The sequence below is a fragment of the Arthrobacter sp. MYb229 genome, from assembly GCF_002975405.1.
GTDB lineage: Bacteria > Actinomycetota > Actinomycetes > Actinomycetales > Micrococcaceae > Glutamicibacter.
The window spans coordinates 806446-822832 of the sequence record NZ_PCPS01000002.1 but is presented as its reverse complement, the minus strand read 5'-3'; the positions used below and the strand labels follow the sequence as shown (position 1 = coordinate 822832).

Below are 16387 nucleotides of genomic sequence, written 5' to 3'. Positions count from 1 at the left end.
ACAAGGATACACTCAAGTTTATTGAAGCTTCAAGTAATTTACGTTGTTATCCATGGCACCACCCCACCGCTAAATGCATCCTGCGCCCGGTGCATGCAACCGCGCCATGGTCTTATTTGCGAGCTAAAAGTCGATGACCGGGCCGGAGATACCTAGAATGGTAACCATGCACGATGAAAAGCTGCTTTCCGAGGTGGAAAAAGAGTTCACCACCACCCTGCTTCGCGCCCGCCAGACAATCCGCGAACGCGCCAAAGCGATCCATCCGGAGTTGCAGGCACCGGGCTACCGGATTCTGTCCTTCTTGATTCACCACGATGCACAGCAGCAAGGTGTCCTCGCCGAACACCTCGAACTGGACAAGGCCACCATTTCTCGGATGGTCAAGCAGCTTGAGACCATGGGGCTCATTACGCGTACTTCGGATCCAAACGATGGCCGAGCCCAGCTGGTTTCGGTCACCGGAAAAGCGCGCGAGGCCTGGAAGGTCAGCGGGAATACCCTGCGCGAGCGGCTACACCGCCGCTTGTCCGAATGGGACGAGACGGATGTGCGTCGTTTCGCCGACCTGCTGCACCGTATGAATGAGGAAATCGAAGATCCCCAATAATCCCGGTTATTCGAGAAGCGCCAGGAAATCCTCGGTATTCAGGGATGCAGCCGCCGCCATTTGGTCCGAATCCCCCAGCACATCGTTGAAGAGCTGGGTCTTCCTTGCCTGCAAAGCCAGGACCTTGTCTTCGATGGTGTCCTTCGCAACCAACCGGTACACATACACCGGCTTATCCTGACCGATGCGGTGCGCCCTGTCGATAGCCTGGGCTTCGGCCGCGGGATTCCACCACGGATCCAGCAAAATGCAGTAGTCCGCTGCGGTGAGGTTAATGCCGAACCCTCCGGACTTGAGCGAAATGAAGAAGACCGGGAATTTGCCGAGCCCAAAATCATCGATTAGCTCTCGGCGCTTTGCCCCGCTGGTGCTTCCGTCCAGATAGCCGGTTTCAAAGCCAAGGTGTAGGGCAACACCGCGAGCCTTGGACAAGAACGAGGTGAACTGGCTAAAAACCAAGATCTTATGGCCTTCGGCCACCGCATCTTCCAGCAGCGAATGCAGCAGTTCAAGTTTCGCGCTTGGTCCGGTCCCTTCATCGACAAGCGAGGGATCCAAGGCAAGCTGGCGAAGCAAGGTCAGCGACTGCAATATCTTGAACCGGTTGGAATCCACGTCTTGCACCAGACCCAGCACCTCTTGGCGAACACGCTGGAAACGCCGGTCGTAGGCTTTGCGGTGCGCCGGTTCCAGGTCCACGTAAATGACCTGTTCGGTCTTCGCCGGAAGGTCCTTGGCCACCTGCTCCTTGGTCCTGCGCAGGACAAAGGGACGCAACCTGCTCTTCAGCCGTTGCATTCGCGAGCCATCCCCCGAAGCGATGGGCTTGGAATAGCTGTCCTTGAAGGCCTTGAGCCCACCGAGCAGGCCGGGGGCGGCTAACGAAGTCAGCGCCCAGAGTTCCAAGAGGTTGTTTTCCACCGGAGTGCCGGTGACCACGAACTTGCACGGCACTTGAATCTGGCGAACCTGCTTATATCCCTTGGAAGCGTGGTTCTTGACCATTTGCGCTTCGTCCAGAATCAACACCGAGAAGCCCATCGCTTCAAAGTGCTCGAAATCCAGACGGAAAATTGCGTAGCTGGTGATCACCAGCTGTGCATCGCCGATTGCCTCTGCCACGCTCGAACGGCGCTTGGTGCTTGTCTCACCCAGCGCCGTGGTGCGAAGCTGCGGCGTGAATTTGGCCGCCTCGCTCGCCCAGTTGCCTACCACCGAGGTAGGGGCGACCACCAGATATTTGGCGTCCGGATCCTCGTGACGGGCTTTGTCCAGTGCGGCGAGCAACTGAACCGTCTTGCCCAGTCCCATATCGTCCGCGAGCACACCACCCAACTGATGGCGGCGCAAAAAGTCCAACCAATTGAGCCCTTGCTGCTGATAGTCGCGCAAGGTAGCGGTAAAGGTTTCGGTGACCTGAACCGGTTCCGGACCATCCATCCCGGTCAGCTTCGCCATCGCGGTGAGCCACTCATTTTCCTGAGCTTCGATAATGCCCAGCGCTACCAGCTCTTGCCACCAGTCAATGCTCAACCGGTGCATTCGCACTCCCGAGGATGTGCTTTGCGCCAGTTCACCGGCTTCCGCAATGAGCTGGCGCAAGATATGGAACTCTTCGCCGTCGATGGGAACCACCTTAGCGTCTTCCAGCACCAGGTAGTCATCCCCGGCGCTGAGCGCGCTGAACAGCTCGACAAAGGGAATGTCCTGGTCGGCGAGCTTGATATCGACGTCTAGGTCGAACCAATCAGTGCTCGATTCGCCGGCCCCGATGCGTACCACAGCTTGCCCCTCGGCGACTCGATAGTCAGGCACTGCGGTCTGCTCATCGACGTGCACATCGGGGTGTTCACGCAGCAATGGCAAGGTATCAAGCACAAAGTCGATGCTCGCGCTAGTGTCCAGGCTCAGTGGCGCGAAGCTTCCCGTGTTCATCTGCACCAAGGGGTGCGCGGACCCGACCTTGTCGAGGATGCTGCGGGCGATCAGCCGTTCGGTCTTCCGCTGGCGCACCCCCGCATCGGCATACTGCCAGGAGAACTCTCCGGTCAATTCGTTGCGCGAATGCCGCAGTTCAAGCCGCAGCATTGGCCGCGCCGGTTCCGGTACGTCAAAGCTTCCATCGGTACTGCTCAGCGGCGCAACGAGACGCACCCGGGACAAGAACGATTGGTTGAATTCGGCTATCTGATCTGCCGGAATTTCCAACGGACCATTGCGGATAAGATCTATGAGCTCGTTGGTAATCGCCGGTTCGAAGCAGGCAAGATGCAAGGAGCCGCCCTTATCCGGTGCCCCGTCAGAGAACACGGCCGCGGCCGGTGGCCTGCCCAGCGCGATCATGGATTTCGGAAATCCCTCTGGAGCCGAAATCTTGGGATCCAGGGTGAGCCCGGCGGGACCTTCCGTAAAATCAACAAAACCCGTGGCAGGCGCTTGCGGGAAGTTGATGGGTTCCTTCGTCTTTGCGGCCACGATCGCGACACCCGAATCGCGGATGTTCTTCAGGCAGTGCACCAGCTCTTCACCCGGCAGGGCGTTGAGGGTTACCCAATCGTTGCCCCAATGATTGTAATAGTAGGCTTCGCCCTGTCGCAGCGTCAGCCCGTGCAACTCCATCATCGCCTTGCGTTGCGTCTCATCGAAACGCTTGTCATTTTGCAGATTCGACCATGAGACGCCGCTTTGCACCCAGGGCGAGCGGCTTCCCGGTTGGGCCGGACGCACTTTGATGTCATAGGACTCAGCATGCCGATATCGTTCATGAACCACCGAGACCAGCATGCCCAGTTCGACGATATCGGCCTCGGGTTCCGCCACGGGCAAGAGTGCTTGCAAGGATCGCTGCCAGTGCGGAATCGGCCGCGGACTCGACCCATCGTGGGCGTCGAGGCTGGAGTCATCGTTGACCGTCAGTTCCTCATCCGGGTTACGCGTTAGGTACAGACCCAGCGCGGCGATGTGCTTGCATGGTCCCGCTGGTTCTTTGGCCGAGCAGCTAAAAGCATAGTGGACTTTTCCATTATTCAGTTCCAGCTGGATGAACGCATCGGCGTCGGCCACGTCGGCGTGGACACGACTCATCCCGCCGGTCTGCACCCAGCGGTACGGGTTCACCTCGCCCGACGAATGGATGAGGCTGCCTTCCATCATCGTTCGGGCAGCGAAGTAACGGTTCAGCTCGGGAAAAGACAGCGTATATTCCATGTCCACCATTCGTTGCGGCTCAGGTCCGAGGGAAGCGGTACCTCAAGTCTATTTGCTTGCCCGACAAAATTCTTCGTGCCCAGACCAGCTGATGCATAGACGAGTTCCGCAGGGCTTTATGTCGTGCCATTCATTCTTGCCTCGACAAGCCAGAGAACTTATCAAAATGTGCATGCCTGCGCTGGAGACAAGGAATACCCCGGTAGCTTTCCCACTTGCGGGATAGCTACCGGGGTATTCCTTGTGCCTTAGCGTGTCTGCGAATAGAACCAGGTGATGTGCTCTTCCAGCAGCTGCGCTGCACGTTCGCGCTGGTTGGTGGCGAAAGCGTGGTGAATGGCCTTGTGCTGTCGGCGGAGCACCCGCACGATCGGCTGCCAAGACTCATCATCGGGAATTGATTCGGAGACGTACTGGCTAATCGAGTTTCGCAAGGATTCCATCATGGTTTCCACCACCGAATTACCCGCCATGGAGGCCAGCAACACGTGGAATTCGGCATCGATCCGGTGGAACGCGTCGCGGGAAAGCTGCGGGTCATCCATGCGCATGATCAGCACCGCGGTGCGGTCAATGACCTGTTGGGCATGCGCCTGATTTCGCGGATTCATCTGGGCAGCCCAGGTTTCCATCAAGATTCGGGATTCAACTATTTCGCGAACGTTGATGCCCTTCGCTGCCAAGTGCATGCGCAGAGCGTGGGAAATACCCGCGGACGGGTTCGAGATGATAACCGCGCCAGAGTTCGGGCCGGAACCCGTAGAGGTTCTGACCAAGCCCAGCACATCCAGAACGCGGATGGCATCGCGAACCGATGCTCTGGAAATCTGATGCTGCTCCGCGAGCGCACGCTCGCCGGGGAGCTGGTCCCCAATGGCGAGTTTTCCGGAACGGAGGTCTGCCTCGATTGACTCAAGGACGACTTGATACGCACGCGGGGCTGGAGTAATAGACATCAGAAGACCATTTTAGCCTTGAACTAGATTACGGAAGCATCCACGACAAAATCGGCGTGGACTGGAGGTAAACCAGGGTACACAGTACCAGCAGCATGCCTACGGACCAGCCGGCAACCTTCTTGAGAATCACCGATTCCTGGCCTTCCATCTTCACCGCGGTGGCGGCAATTGCCAGGTTCTGCGGGGAGATGAGCTTGCCGACCACGCCACCGGAGGTGTTCGCCGCAACCAGCAGGGTTGGGTCGATGCCAGCGTTGACGCCGGCGGTCTGCTGCAGCTTGGCGAACAGTGCGTTGGCGGAGGTATCCGAACCGGTCACGGCGGTACCGATCCAGCCCAGGATTGGGGAAAGGAAAGCGAAGGCGCCACCGGCACCGGCGAGCCAGGTGCCCACGGTGATGGTCTGACCGGACAGGTTCATCACATAGGCCAGGCCCAGCACCGAGAGGATCGTCAGCGCCGCATAACGCATGTTGTAGATAGTCTTGCCAACTTCTGCCATGCCTTCGCCGAAGGTCATGGCGTACTTGCCGTTGCCGGTGTTGCGCGAGTAGACGAATGCAACGATCACACCGGTGATCAAGAGCAGGGTGCCCGGGGAGGACAGCCAGGAGAAATTGTAGATAGTGGAGGATACGGCCTCGCCCGCTGCATCGACCACGCTGCCATGCAGTCCTGGCCAGCCGAACTTGATATCGGTGCTGGCCAGCCACGCGGGAATGTCAACGCCCAGCTTCCACAGTTTGGCAATACCGAAGATCACGATCACCAGCAGGTACGGGAACAAGGCCATCCAGGTGTTGTTGGCGTGCAGCTTCTTGTTGTGCTCCACCGGCTCGGCAGCAGCCTCCGCGGTCAGCACTCGCGCACGCGCTTCGTCGGCACCCTTTGGAGTCCAGAAGCGAAGCAGAATCACTGCGGCGGCCAGGCCAACGAGCGAGGCCACGATATCGGTCAGCTCGTAGGAGAAGTAGGTCGAGCAGAGCCACTGGGCCACACCGAAGGAAATGCCGATGGTCAGGGTCGCCGGAAGGGTCTGGCGCATACCGCGCCAGCCGTCGATAACCAGCACCAGAATCGACGGAACAAAGAGCGCCAGCAGGGGTGACTGGTGGCCCACAACCGCACCGATCTCGGTGGCCGGGATTCCGGTCAGGGCACCGGCGGTGGTGATCGGGATGGCCACTGCGCCGAAGGCAACCGGGGCGGTGTTGGCGATCAGGACGGCGCAAGCCGCACGCAAAGGAGCCAGACCCAGAGCCAGCAGCATGGTTGCGGTAATTGCCACCGGTGCGCCGAAACCTGCCAGCGCTTCGAGCAGGCCACCGAAGCAGAAGGCGATCAGCACGGCCTGGATACGCACGTCGCCACCACCGATCACGTCAAAGACGCGGCGCAGATCCTCGAAGCGTCCGGACTTCACCGTCACCTGGTAGAGGAAGATGGCCATCACCACGATCCAGACGATCGGGAAGGCGCCGAAGACCATGCCCATCACCCCGGAGTTCAATGCCATGCCAACTGGCATATGCCAACCGAAGATCGCGATGATGATGGCCACTGCCAGCGAGCCAAGGCCGGCTATATGCGCTTTGGTCTTGATTACTGCCAGCAAAACAAAGAAGGTGAGAAGAGGGATCAAGGCAACAAGTGCAGAGATCGCTACACTTCCCGCAACTGGATCTGTGGAGGGTGTAAACACGGTGTGGGCGTCCTTACTCGAAGTTGGTCTGACCATACGTGGTCCGACCACCTAGATTACAAGGTGAGTACGATCACAACAAATCTTGACTTATCCAAAGATGAACACATAGTATGGTCAGACCACACTTTGAAAGAGTTATTTACTATGCGGATTGCTCTCTTTGCCACATGCATCGTGGATGCCATGTACCCCGAAACCGCCAAGTCGACCGTCAAAATCCTGGAACGCTTGGGCCATGAAGTCATTTTCCCCAAGGCCCAGGCCTGCTGTGGGCAAATGCACATCAACTCCGGATACATGCCTGAAGCCCTGCCCGTGGTCGAAAACCACATTAATGCCTTTGACACCGACGACTACGACGTCGCGGTAGCTCCCTCGGGCTCCTGCGTTGCCTCTGTTAAGCACCAGCACCCGTATCTGGCAGAGCGGCTCGGCAAGCCCGAGTTAAAGGAACGTGCGATTGCCGTCGGCAAGCGCACCTACGAACTTTCACAGCTCCTGGTTGACGTGCTCGGCGTGAGCAATGCCGCCGACCAGCTGGGCAGCTATTTCCCGGATACCATCACCTATCACCCTTCTTGCCACGGCAAGCGCTCGCTGGGGCTTGGCGACCGCCAGCTGGACCTGCTGAAAACCGTGGGAGGCATTACCGTCGAGGAGCTTCCCGAGGCGGATCAGTGCTGCGGATTCGGCGGCACCTTCTCGTTGAAGAACGCCGACGTTTCCACGGCCATGCTCGAAGACAAGATGAAGAACATCTGCTCCACCGGTGCTTCGGCCTGCGCCGGGGGCGATGCCTCCTGCCTGATGCACATCGGAGGCGGCCTCTCACGCACCGGGGCTAAACCAAAGACCCTGCACCTGGCCGATATTCTGGCCAGCACCATGGAAGAGACGGTGACACTGTGACTCAGGTATTCCTCGGCATGCCAGCCGCGGGACATGGCAACCTTTTCGAAGAGGAGCCATTCCCCCAGGCCGCGCACCGCGAGCTGGGCAACACCCAGATGCGCAAGAACCTGCGCCATGCCACCCACACCATTCGCGACAAGCGGGTGAAGGTTGTCGGTGAACTTCCCGACTGGGAAGAACTGCGCGATGCCGGCTCGGCCATCAAGAACAACGCGATGGCAAATGTCGAAGAGCTGCTGCTCCAGTTCGAGAAGAACTTCACCGCCCGTGGTGGCACCGTGCACTGGGCACGGGATGCCACCGAGGCCAATAAGATCGTCACCGAGCTGGTCAAGGAGACCGGCTCCACCGAGGTGGTCAAGGTCAAGTCCATGGCCACCCAGGAAATCGGTTTGAACGAGTACCTTGAAACTCAAGGCATCGAGGCCTTCGAAACCGACCTCGCCGAACTCATTGTTCAGCTGGGCAACGACAAGCCTAGCCATATTCTGGTTCCGGCAATCCACAAGAACCGCACCGAGGTGCGCGATATCTTCTTGAAGGAAATGCCTTCGGTGGACCCGGAGCTCACCGATGAGCCGGCCAAGCTGGCCGAGGCAGCCCGTTCGCATCTGCGCAAGAAATTCCTGGCCGCCAAGGTCGCGATCTCCGGTGCGAACTTCGCCCTGGCAGATACCGGCACCCTGGGCGTCGTGGAATCCGAGGGCAACGGCCGCATGTGCCTGACCCTTCCGGAAACCCTGATTACCGTCATGGGCATCGAGAAGGTCCTGCCAAAGTGGGAGGACCTCGAAGTCTTCATGCAGTTGCTTCCGCGCTCCTCCACTGGCGAGCGCATGAACCCGTACACCTCGCTGTGGACAGGTGCCAGCGCCGACGACGGACCGCAAGATGTGCACATCGTGCTGCTGGATAACGGTCGCACCCGCGCCCTGTCGGACCGCTTTGGCCGCACCGCCTTGAACTGCATCCGCTGCTCGGCCTGCATGAATGTGTGCCCGGTGTACGAGCGCACGGGCGGCCACGCCTACGGTTCGACCTACCCCGGCCCGATTGGCGCGATCCTGTCCCCGCTGATGACCGGCATCGAGGCAGAGGACAACGGTTCGCTGCCCTATGCCTCCTCGCTGTGCGGCGCCTGCTACGACGCGTGCCCGGTGAAGATCAATATCCCCGAGATCCTCGTGCACCTGCGCGGCGAAGACGTGGATGCCAAACGCGAGACGCATAAGATCCCAACCCAAATGGACCTGATGATGAAGGGCGGTTCCTGGGCACTGGGCAAGGGCAAGAACCTGGGCCTGCTTGAAAAGGCTCTGCCGCTGGGCCGCCTGATGGCCGGCAAGGATAAGAAGATCAAAAAGCTTCCGGGCATCGCGGCCGGCTGGACGCAGAGCCGCGATATCCCCGCCCCGCCAAACAAGTCCTTCCGCGACTGGTGGAGCGACGAAAAGGAGTCCAAGTGAGCGCCAAAGAAGAAATCCTAGGCCGCATCCGTTCGGCGCTGTCAGATGCGCCGGTGGCCGAGGAGACTCCCCGCGAGTACCGCACCTCCTCGCAGATGTCCGAGGAAGAGCTCATCGAAATGCTGGTGGACCGGCTGGTCGATTACAAGGCGGGAGTAGAGGTCATCGACAACGCGCAGATTCCCGAGCTTGTCGCCGCGAAACTGAAGGACGCTAATTCGGTGGTCTTCCCGCATGGGCTGGATCAGCGGTGGCTGGCTGACCTGCCGCAGGGTGTCGCCCAGATTGCCGATGCCCCAGGGTCACGGCTTACGGTTGCCGAACTGGATGAGACCAGCGCCGTGGTGACCTCCTCGCAAGTCACCATCGCCGAGTCCGGAACCATCATCCTCGACGGTGAACCAAACCAGGGGCGCCGCGCGATTTCACTGGTCCCGGACCATCACCTGTGCATCGTTCCGGTGTCCAGCATCGTGCAGCTGCTTCCCGAAGCAATGCCCCGGCTGACCATCACCCGCCCGTTGACCTGGATCTCTGGCCCGTCGGCTACCAGCGATATCGAGCTGGAGCGGGTGGAAGGCGTGCACGGACCACGCACCCTGGACGTGCTGCTGGTGCGCGGGCTGTAGCAAAAACACTCATTAAAGCCATCGCGGCCGGATCCCGTTCCTGAAATTCCAAGGGGATCCGGCCACGAGTCTCTTAATCGGCCCCGGCTGCTTGTACCGTCGCGGCGGCTTCGTTGGGTTGCCCGGCAGGGGATAGCGAAGCATTCTCCTGCCCGGCAACCAGGTCCGCGGAATGCACTTCCTGCAGGTCGGTGCTGTTGCTCGACCAGCCGTTATCAGAACGCGCAGCATCTTGCTGCTCGAACGGTCGCGTTGCGCCATGGGAGAGTCAACGGTTTCCTCGCCAATGCTGTCATGGCGGGGCATTAGCGCCAAGACTCCCGCCAGTGGCGAGATTTTGGGTGAATGATTTAGAGGTGGGAGAACATTTTCAAGCGCATCGACTTCGCCGTCGACATATGCTTCCGGACTTGCTCCTGCGCTTGGTCGGCACGGCGCTCACTAATCAGCTCCACGATGCGCTGGTGCTCATCGAGGGATTCGGCCCAGCGGGATCCCACCGACAGCGTCGAGGTTGGGGCGTGCAGTTGATGCGTTGCCAAGCGCTCCAACAGGTCTTCGAGCACCGGATTGTGCGCGGCACGCCAAAGCGAGCGGTGGAACTCGATATTTGTCAGCAAACGCGTTGAATCATCGGGATCGACCAGTGCCCGATCTCGTTCAACGAGCGCTTCGAGCCTGACCAGGTCCGGGTCGGTCCGGCTCCGCGCGGCCTCCGCAGCGGCCTGGCCTTCGAGCATGATGCGCAGGTCGTAAACCTGCATGATCTGTTCCGGGTCGATTTCGCGCACGAACAATCCGCGGGCGCGGCGTTCGAGCAGTCCCTCATGCAGCAACCTGGTGAGCGCTTCGCGCACCGGGGTGCGCGAGACACCGAAGCGTTCGGCCAGCGCGACCTCACGCAACGGATCTCCGGGCGCGAAGGCACCGCGCAGCAGGTCTTCCTTCAACTGCGCGTGAATCGTTTCCGAATCGATCTTCGCCATGCCCCGCCATTCTGCGTTCAACAGTATTAATCTGCAGTTCTCTCGCACGCGGTGCCGCGTGCGAGAGAACTGCACTATGCCTTAAGCCAGATTACCGGCTCGGCGGCCAAACACGACACCGGCGGCAAGACCCGAACCACCTGGGTAGTTGGCCGAGAACAGTCCACCGAGCATCTCGCCGCAGACGAACAGGCCCGGTACCGGCTGGCCTTCCTCGTTCAGCGCGCGGCCTTCGGTGTCCCCCTTCAGCCCGCCGAAGGTGAAGGTGATGCCGCAGGTTACCGTGTAGGCGTAGAACGGGCCGGTGGCCAACGGGGTGGCCCAGTTGCTCTTGACCGGGCTGACCTTCGAGGCGCGGCCGTCCAGCACATTGGGGTCGAAGGGGATGCTGGTGTCGATGGCGCCGTTGAATTCGGTGATGGTCTTGGTCAGCGAAGCGGGGTCCACATTGATCTTTGCGGCCAGCTCCTCGATGGTATCGGCAACGACTTCGGAGATGCCTGGCATCTCGTATTCTTCGCTGCGCAGCATCGGACGCAAATTTGCGTCGAAGATCTGGTAGGCGACCGAATCCGGCTGCTTCAAGATTTCGCGGCCGTACTTGGCGTAGGTCAGATTGCGGAAGTCCGCCCCTTCGTCGAGGAAGCGCTCGCCACGGTTGTTGACGATGATTCCCAACGGGTAGGACTGGCGGGTCAGGCGGTTGGTCAGTTCACGGTTCGATTCGTTCTGCGCGGTGAATGCGTCCCACTGCACCGAGTGGCAGGTGCTCCAGTCTCCGCCCTTGGCAATGCCGATCTCCAGTCCGGCCTGGATCATCGCACCGTGGTTGTAGGGGGTGCCGCGGACCTTGGCGTTCTCCCAGCCCTCCCCCAAGTGCTCCTTGCGCAGCTCAGGGTTGGCTTCGAAGCCACCGGCTCCCAGCACGACCGACTCGGCGCGCAGTTCCTGCACGCTGCCGTCGCTCTGGCGGACCTTGACACCCTTGACCGTGCCGTCTTCAACGATCAGCGCGAAGACATCCTGCTCGAAGCGGACCTCGGTGCCCAGCTTCTCGGCCACCGCAAGGTGGTCCTTCATCAGGCCTTCTCCGCCGTCCACGTTCCCGACATGCAGCCCGCCCCAGAAGAGGAAGGTGCCATCTTCGCGGGAGTAAGCCTGGCGCTCGTACATGAGGCGGTACTTCAGCCCCAGAGACTTCAGCCAACGCAAGCCCGGTGCCGCTTCGGTGACGAGAACCTCGGTCAATTCCTTGTCGTTGCGCCCCTCGGTGACCTTCGCCATGTCCCCTGCGTAGTCTTCCGCGGTGTAGGGCGGCACCTCGGAGAGCTGGTGGCGCTCGTCGAATTCGATGAAATCCTGCAGGTCTTCCAGACCGTTGTGCGCGATGCGGGTGGCGCCGGCGGTGTAGTAGCTGTTTCCGCCGAACTGATCCTTCGGAGCTTTTTCCAACAGCAGGACCTTGCGGCCGCGCGTGACCGCGGCGTGTGCGGCGGTGAAGGCTGCATTGCCTCCACCGACGACGATCACATCTGCGGCGTTGGTGGATTTTCCCTGGACTGGAGTCGTCATATGTAGTGACCTTTCGGAATTCTTGAATTCGGCGCCCCCGGCCGTGTGAAGACCACACGAAGCGGAGCCGGATTCTACGTCTGAACGTTGATTCCTAATTAGTGTATACACAAAAGAACATTAATAACCACTAAAGTTCACAAATAGTTCGAGTGCTACTTCCGGCGACAGCGATACTCGGGACGACCAGCGGTACCGGATCGCGATTTCAGTTCGACACCCCACCTCCGGCGAGTACTCACCGGTGCGGCTCCATGGATCTCTGCCCGGGCTCAGCATCGGGCAGAGAATTGCTCGACGCCTAGTTCCGGGACTTCGCTTAGCTGTCCGGCCGCACTAGGTCATACCCGCGAACAGTACGGCGCATCTCTGGTTACATAGGGTGGTTATAGGTATTGGGTTGAAGATAGGAAATAGCTTTGAGCAAACCACCGGCCGCAGCAGCCAAGCAGGTGCCCGACTCTGCCCTGCGCTTCGTTGGGTTCCTGTCATTTTTCGATCGTTATGCCACCCCGCCAATGTTTCTGGCACTATCTTTGGCGACTGCGCTTACGCTGTCTCAAGCCGTCGAACTCGTGGCGGGGTATTCCCTGCTTTACGCCTTGGGACAACCGCTGTGGGGCTTGGCCAGCGATAGGCTTGGTCGACTAACCGTGTTGCGGTGCGCGCTGTTCGGAGTGGTGCTTGGCGCGATTGCGAGCAGCGTATTCACCGAGTTCTTCCCCCTATTGATCGCCCGGTCATTTACGGGTTTCATGTTTGGTGCGCTGTATCCGACCCTGCTGACCCTGCTCGGTGATACTCGAGTTGGCTTGGCTAAGGCCCGTGGTCTGTCAGATCTGCAAATTTATTCTTCGTTGGGAACTACCTTGGCCACGCTTGTGGCTGGGGCCCTTGCCACGTTCGTGGATTGGCGCCTGGTGTTTCTTCTTCCCGCCCTAGGCGCGATAGCGGCGCTGGCAACCCTACGCCGGGTGGCCGAACCGCTTCGGGAAGCCACCACTCGGAACTTCAAGGCGGCCTTCGGCGCAGAGAATGTGCTCCTGTACGCGGTGGTATTCCTCGAAGGCGGGCTGTTGATAGGGATGCTTGCCTATGTAGTTCCCGCCTTGCAAGATGCTGGCGTCGGCATTTGGATCTCGGGCCTGCTTGGTTGCGGATTCGCGGGTGGAGTGATTTTCGGTGCGCGGCTCATGCGCTTGCTCGTGTCGCGGTTTTCCCGTACGTGGCTCATCGGCATCGGTGGCGCAGTCCTTTGGGCGAGCTTTGCGCCTTCGGCTTTTGCTCCGTCGCCTGCGGCTTTCACCTGTACCGCGTTCCTGCTCGGGGTAGCCAACGCGGTCATGCATTCGTCCATGCAAGGTTGGGCCACCGAAGTAGCACCGCAAGCGCGGGCCACAACTGTTTCACTGTTTGTGTTCTCGCTGTTTTTCGGGGCCTCGGCGGCTACCTACCTCACGGCCGACCTTGCTGAGCAGGGAAACTTCTCGCGCATATTCGGTATCGGCTTTTGGCTCAGTATCGTCTTGGTTGTCTCAGCGACCTGGCTGCATGCCCGCTGGCTAGCAAGGCAGCTCGCCTAAAGGAAAGCGCTCAGCAGCACTCCAATGCCCATAAGGAAAAGCGCTGCACAGGCCGTCCATTCCAAGCGAAGAGTGATCTCTGGCTTCTTGAACCACTGCATGGCCTTGGATGCCACTGCGCTCAATATCAATAGATATAGAAATCCAACCGCCGCAAAGATTGCACCCAAGCCCACTCCCCACAGCAGGGTACTCGATTCCTTGGGGATAAAGCTTGGCATCATCGCCAGAAACAACAATCCTAATTTCGGATTCAGCGCTGCCGAAAGCACACCAGCAACAAAAGATCGGCGCAAGGTTTGACCCCGCATCCGAGCGCCGGCTCGCGTTTCGGTGCGCGCAATGGCGCTATCGGCTTTGGCGACGGCGCGAGATTTCAGGAACCCGGATAGCCCCAAGTACATCAGGTACAGACCGCCAAGCATTGCAATGATCGATTCGATGACGGGGTAGCGCTGCATCAACGATGCGGCACCTGCACCGGCCAGCGTGGCCCAGGCGAAAATGGCTGTCACCATGCCGAGAGCCGCGACGACACCGTGGAGCTGGCGTACCAGCGAAAAGCGAAGGACCAAGAAGGTATCTGGCCCTGGTGAGAGAGTGACCATTACGCATACGCCGAGGTATGCCAAGAACGAAGCCCAAGTCATGATCTCTAAGTATAGAAATTCGCCACCAGAGTGTGTTAATGCATGACGCGGGCTTAGCATTAGAAGTGCACTACATAGGAGGCAGAGGCAAAATGTCACAGCCGCAGTATGGGCCGCAGCCCAGTTACCAAGATCCTGCTACCCAGTTCAACGGACACTACCCGCCGCCGCATCCTGGCGTTGCCTTGTCGCAAACTTCAATGATTCTCGGGATTCTCTCGCTTTTCGTCGTGGGCGTGATCCTCGGTCCGATCGCCATCATCAAAGGAAACGAAGCCGAACGTGCCTACGGGGTTCAAGCTACCGTCGGTAAAGTCACCGGGATGATCGGCTTGATCCTGGGAGCACTGCAGCTGCTAGCGGTCGTAGGATACTTCCTCCTGGTCCTCTTCATACTTCCGTTCTCGATTTACGGCTCAGGCATGCCAGAGCAGTGAAGACTGCAGAAACACGATAATCATTTTCTCTCAAATAAATAAGGACCACTCATGAGCACCCCGAATAACGAACCGAATAATCCCTACACCTCAGGAAATCCCGGCCAGCAGCCGCAGTACCCGTACCAGACCCCTGGCCAGAACCAGCAATTTGGTGCAGCACCGGGCTACCCCGGATACGCTTATCCGCAGCAGCATGTCCAAGGTTCCCAGTTGGCGCAGACATCGATGATCTTGGGTATCATTTCGCTATTCGTCGTAGGCATCATCTTGGGGCCAATCGCCATTTCGAAGGCCAAAAGGGCCGAACGGGAATTCAACACCGACGCCACGGTCGGCAAGGTGACCGGCTGGATCGGGACCATATTCGGAATTATCGGGTTGCTCTACATAATTTTGATGATCGTCATGGCGGTCACCTTTGCCGGAACCGATGCCATGTACTCCGAATTCTCGTAATCGCTGCGCACCGTCCGCCTAGCACGGTTAACGACAGAGACCTGGCGATGCGCTTTCGCGCATCGCCAGGTCTCTGCCTGTATCGGCCCTTTGCCATCCCCCATAGATGGCTTCGGGAGCTTATTCTGCGGTTGGCAGGACGAAAGAAGCGTCGATTTCGATCTTGACCTTGTCGCTGACCAAAACGCCGCCTGCTTCGAGAGCCGCGTTCCAGGTAATACCGAATTCCTTGCGGGAGATGGTGGTGGAGGCGAAGAAGCCTGCACGGGTTGCGCCGAAGGCGTCTACCACCTGGCCGCCGAGCTCAGCTGCGAACTCAACCTGCTTGGTGACGCCGCGGATGGTCAGGTCGCCAACGAGAACGAAGTCTTCAGCGTCGCCCTTGGTGCCGGTGGACTTGAAGGTCATAACCGGGAATTCCTCGGCATTGAAGAAGTCCGCGCTTGTCAGGTGACCGTCACGGTTTGCATCCTTGGTGTTGACCGAAGCGATCTGAACGGTAGCTTCGATCGAGGACTCTTCCAGGCTCTGGCCAACGTTCAAGGTTGCCTCGAAATCCTGGAAGCTGCCGCGAACTTTGGAAACACCTGCGTGGCGAACCGAGAATCCGATTTCCGAGTGCGAAGCGTCCAGGGTCCAGGCGCCGACGGTCAGTGGTGAAGTTGCAGATACAGTCATTTTCAGTTCCTTGTCGTCATCGCCAACACTGTAGTTGACGTTTCAATTTGTTTTGCTGGTACCAGTATTGCACTATTTAAGTTGAAGCGTCAACCATGTCGCGCAACAAACTTTTCCTCGATTTCAAAGAAGGTGGGCCATTTCAGCTCTGACTAGTAATTTAATTTCCAAAAATTTTTCTACTCAGCCCTCTCCGATCCCAGTAATTCTGGCTAGACTGGGCGCATGACCAGTGATCCGAACGCACCTAATAAAAAAGCGCAGGAAGCCGAACTAGCCGCGGATCTGGAAGAGATCTGGCAGGAAGAGTCCCCCACTACCGCCGAAGCCACCAAGTCTGCCGACGAAGTCGACGGCAAGTTCGGTACCCGCGACGGTTCCTAGAAACCATCCGGACCGACACAACTATCTTGCGCCCCCGGACGCTAACTAATCCAGTATCTCGGCGCAAGGCCACCGGGCGAACCAACTGCGGGTGAACACTGCGCAAGTTTTGCCTGGGTCATTAACCGCAAATGGCCGTTCCAAGGAACC

The 16387-nt window shown here is 59.1% G+C and carries 15 protein-coding genes; 8 read left to right on the top strand and 7 right to left on the bottom strand.

From position 1 onward, the window contains the following. Window positions 1-166: 166 nt before the first annotated feature. Complete coding sequence (locus CQ019_RS10110; protein WP_181148396.1) at window positions 167-610, top strand: MarR family winged helix-turn-helix transcriptional regulator; 444 nt, start codon at window positions 167-169, stop codon at window positions 608-610. 6 nt (window positions 611-616) lie between these two features. Here CQ019_RS10110 and CQ019_RS10105 read toward each other — a convergent pair whose 3' ends face one another. The 3 genes from CQ019_RS10105 to CQ019_RS10095 all read right to left on the bottom strand — a co-directional run bounded on the left by CQ019_RS10105 (window position 617) and on the right by CQ019_RS10095 (window position 6514). Further along, on the bottom strand, window positions 617-3817 hold the full coding sequence (locus tag CQ019_RS10105) for a DEAD/DEAH box helicase (RefSeq protein WP_181148394.1): 3201 nt from the start codon (window positions 3815-3817) through the stop codon (window positions 617-619). Window positions 3818-4065: 248 nt separating this feature from the next. Then, the gene (locus CQ019_RS10100; protein WP_105552866.1) at window positions 4066-4773 is read right to left on the bottom strand and encodes a FadR/GntR family transcriptional regulator; all 708 of its coding nucleotides are present in this window, start codon (window positions 4771-4773) and stop codon (window positions 4066-4068) included. A 28-nt stretch (window positions 4774-4801) separates the two neighbouring features. Next, window positions 4802-6514, bottom strand: coding sequence for an L-lactate permease (locus CQ019_RS10095; protein WP_105552865.1), 1713 nt, complete (start codon window positions 6512-6514; stop codon window positions 4802-4804). 111 nt (window positions 6515-6625) lie between these two features. Here CQ019_RS10095 and CQ019_RS10090 point away from each other — a divergent pair, with 111 nt between their 5' ends. The 3 genes from CQ019_RS10090 to CQ019_RS10080 are packed head-to-tail and all read left to right on the top strand — an operon-like array spanning window position 6626 to window position 9488. Continuing rightward, window positions 6626-7390 carry a (Fe-S)-binding protein gene (locus CQ019_RS10090; protein WP_105552864.1) on the top strand — a complete coding sequence of 255 codons (765 nt, stop codon included), beginning with the start codon at window positions 6626-6628 and terminating at the stop codon, window positions 7388-7390. Window positions 7391-7407: 17 nt separating this feature from the next. Further along, window positions 7408-8859, top strand: coding sequence for a LutB/LldF family L-lactate oxidation iron-sulfur protein (locus tag CQ019_RS10085; protein WP_105552990.1), 1452 nt, complete (start codon window positions 7408-7410; stop codon window positions 8857-8859). Then, complete coding sequence (locus tag CQ019_RS10080) at window positions 8856-9488, top strand: LUD domain-containing protein (protein WP_105552863.1); 633 nt, start codon at window positions 8856-8858, stop codon at window positions 9486-9488. Before CQ019_RS10085 ends, CQ019_RS10080 begins: the two co-directional genes overlap by 4 nt. A 350-nt stretch (window positions 9489-9838) precedes the next feature. Here the strand turns inward: CQ019_RS10080 and CQ019_RS10075 are convergent, their stop codons facing one another. Together CQ019_RS10075 and tcuA are read right to left on the bottom strand one after the other, a co-directional pair. Then, window positions 9839-10474, bottom strand: coding sequence for a GntR family transcriptional regulator (locus CQ019_RS10075; protein ID WP_105569607.1), 636 nt, complete (start codon window positions 10472-10474; stop codon window positions 9839-9841). Window positions 10475-10555: 81 nt separating this feature from the next. Next, the gene (gene tcuA, locus CQ019_RS10070) at window positions 10556-12046 is read right to left on the bottom strand and encodes an FAD-dependent tricarballylate dehydrogenase TcuA (protein WP_105569606.1); all 1491 of its coding nucleotides are present in this window, start codon (window positions 12044-12046) and stop codon (window positions 10556-10558) included. 419 nt (window positions 12047-12465) lie between these two features. On the opposite strand from tcuA, the gene CQ019_RS10065 reads away from it, so the two are divergent. Beyond that, the gene (locus CQ019_RS10065) at window positions 12466-13629 is read left to right on the top strand and encodes an MFS transporter (RefSeq protein WP_258133880.1); all 1164 of its coding nucleotides are present in this window, start codon (window positions 12466-12468) and stop codon (window positions 13627-13629) included. Here the strand turns inward: CQ019_RS10065 and CQ019_RS10060 are convergent. Beyond that, complete coding sequence (locus CQ019_RS10060) at window positions 13626-14279, bottom strand: LysE family translocator (RefSeq protein ID WP_181148388.1); 654 nt, start codon at window positions 14277-14279, stop codon at window positions 13626-13628. The two genes, CQ019_RS10065 and CQ019_RS10060, sit on opposite strands and share 4 nt — an antisense overlap. 92 nt (window positions 14280-14371) lie before the next feature. Between CQ019_RS10060 and CQ019_RS10055 the strand changes: the two genes are divergently transcribed. Further along, on the top strand, window positions 14372-14716 hold the full coding sequence (locus tag CQ019_RS10055; RefSeq protein WP_105552859.1) for a hypothetical protein: 345 nt from the start codon (window positions 14372-14374) through the stop codon (window positions 14714-14716). Window positions 14717-14767: 51 nt separating this feature from the next. After that, a complete protein-coding gene (locus CQ019_RS10050; protein ID WP_105552858.1) occupies window positions 14768-15175 on the top strand; it encodes a DUF4190 domain-containing protein in 408 nt (135 codons plus the stop codon). Between the two features lie 120 nt (window positions 15176-15295). Here CQ019_RS10050 and CQ019_RS10045 read toward each other — a convergent pair whose 3' ends face one another. After that, window positions 15296-15853 (bottom strand): YceI family protein, encoded by a 558-nt coding sequence (locus CQ019_RS10045; protein WP_105552857.1) that lies wholly within the window; start codon window positions 15851-15853, stop codon window positions 15296-15298. Window positions 15854-16078: 225 nt separating this feature from the next. Here CQ019_RS10045 and CQ019_RS18495 point away from each other — a divergent pair, with 225 nt between their 5' ends. Next, window positions 16079-16237, top strand: coding sequence for a hypothetical protein (locus CQ019_RS18495; protein WP_181148386.1), 159 nt, complete (start codon window positions 16079-16081; stop codon window positions 16235-16237). Window positions 16238-16387 lie beyond the last annotated feature (150 nt).

Coding starts and splice junctions, on each gene's coding strand:
- CQ019_RS18495 (WP_181148386.1), top strand. CDS start 16,079: ATGACCAGTGATCCGAACGCACCTAATAAAAAAGCGCAGGAAGCCGAA.
- CQ019_RS10075 (WP_105569607.1), bottom strand. CDS start 10,474: ATGGCGAAGATCGATTCGGAAACGATTCACGCGCAGTTGAAGGAAGAC.
- CQ019_RS10110 (WP_181148396.1), top strand. CDS start 167: ATGCACGATGAAAAGCTGCTTTCCGAGGTGGAAAAAGAGTTCACCACC.
- CQ019_RS10085 (WP_105552990.1), top strand. CDS start 7,408: ATGCCAGCCGCGGGACATGGCAACCTTTTCGAAGAGGAGCCATTCCCC.
- tcuA (WP_105569606.1), bottom strand. CDS start 12,046: ATGACGACTCCAGTCCAGGGAAAATCCACCAACGCCGCAGATGTGATC.
- CQ019_RS10105 (WP_181148394.1), bottom strand. CDS start 3,817: ATGGAATATACGCTGTCTTTTCCCGAGCTGAACCGTTACTTCGCTGCC.
- CQ019_RS10060 (WP_181148388.1), bottom strand. CDS start 14,279: ATGACTTGGGCTTCGTTCTTGGCATACCTCGGCGTATGCGTAATGGTC.
- CQ019_RS10045 (WP_105552857.1), bottom strand. CDS start 15,853: ATGACTGTATCTGCAACTTCACCACTGACCGTCGGCGCCTGGACCCTG.
- CQ019_RS10050 (WP_105552858.1), top strand. CDS start 14,768: ATGAGCACCCCGAATAACGAACCGAATAATCCCTACACCTCAGGAAAT.
- CQ019_RS10090 (WP_105552864.1), top strand. CDS start 6,626: ATGCGGATTGCTCTCTTTGCCACATGCATCGTGGATGCCATGTACCCC.
- CQ019_RS10095 (WP_105552865.1), bottom strand. CDS start 6,514: ATGGTCAGACCAACTTCGAGTAAGGACGCCCACACCGTGTTTACACCC.
- CQ019_RS10100 (WP_105552866.1), bottom strand. CDS start 4,773: ATGTCTATTACTCCAGCCCCGCGTGCGTATCAAGTCGTCCTTGAGTCA.
- CQ019_RS10055 (WP_105552859.1), top strand. CDS start 14,372: ATGTCACAGCCGCAGTATGGGCCGCAGCCCAGTTACCAAGATCCTGCT.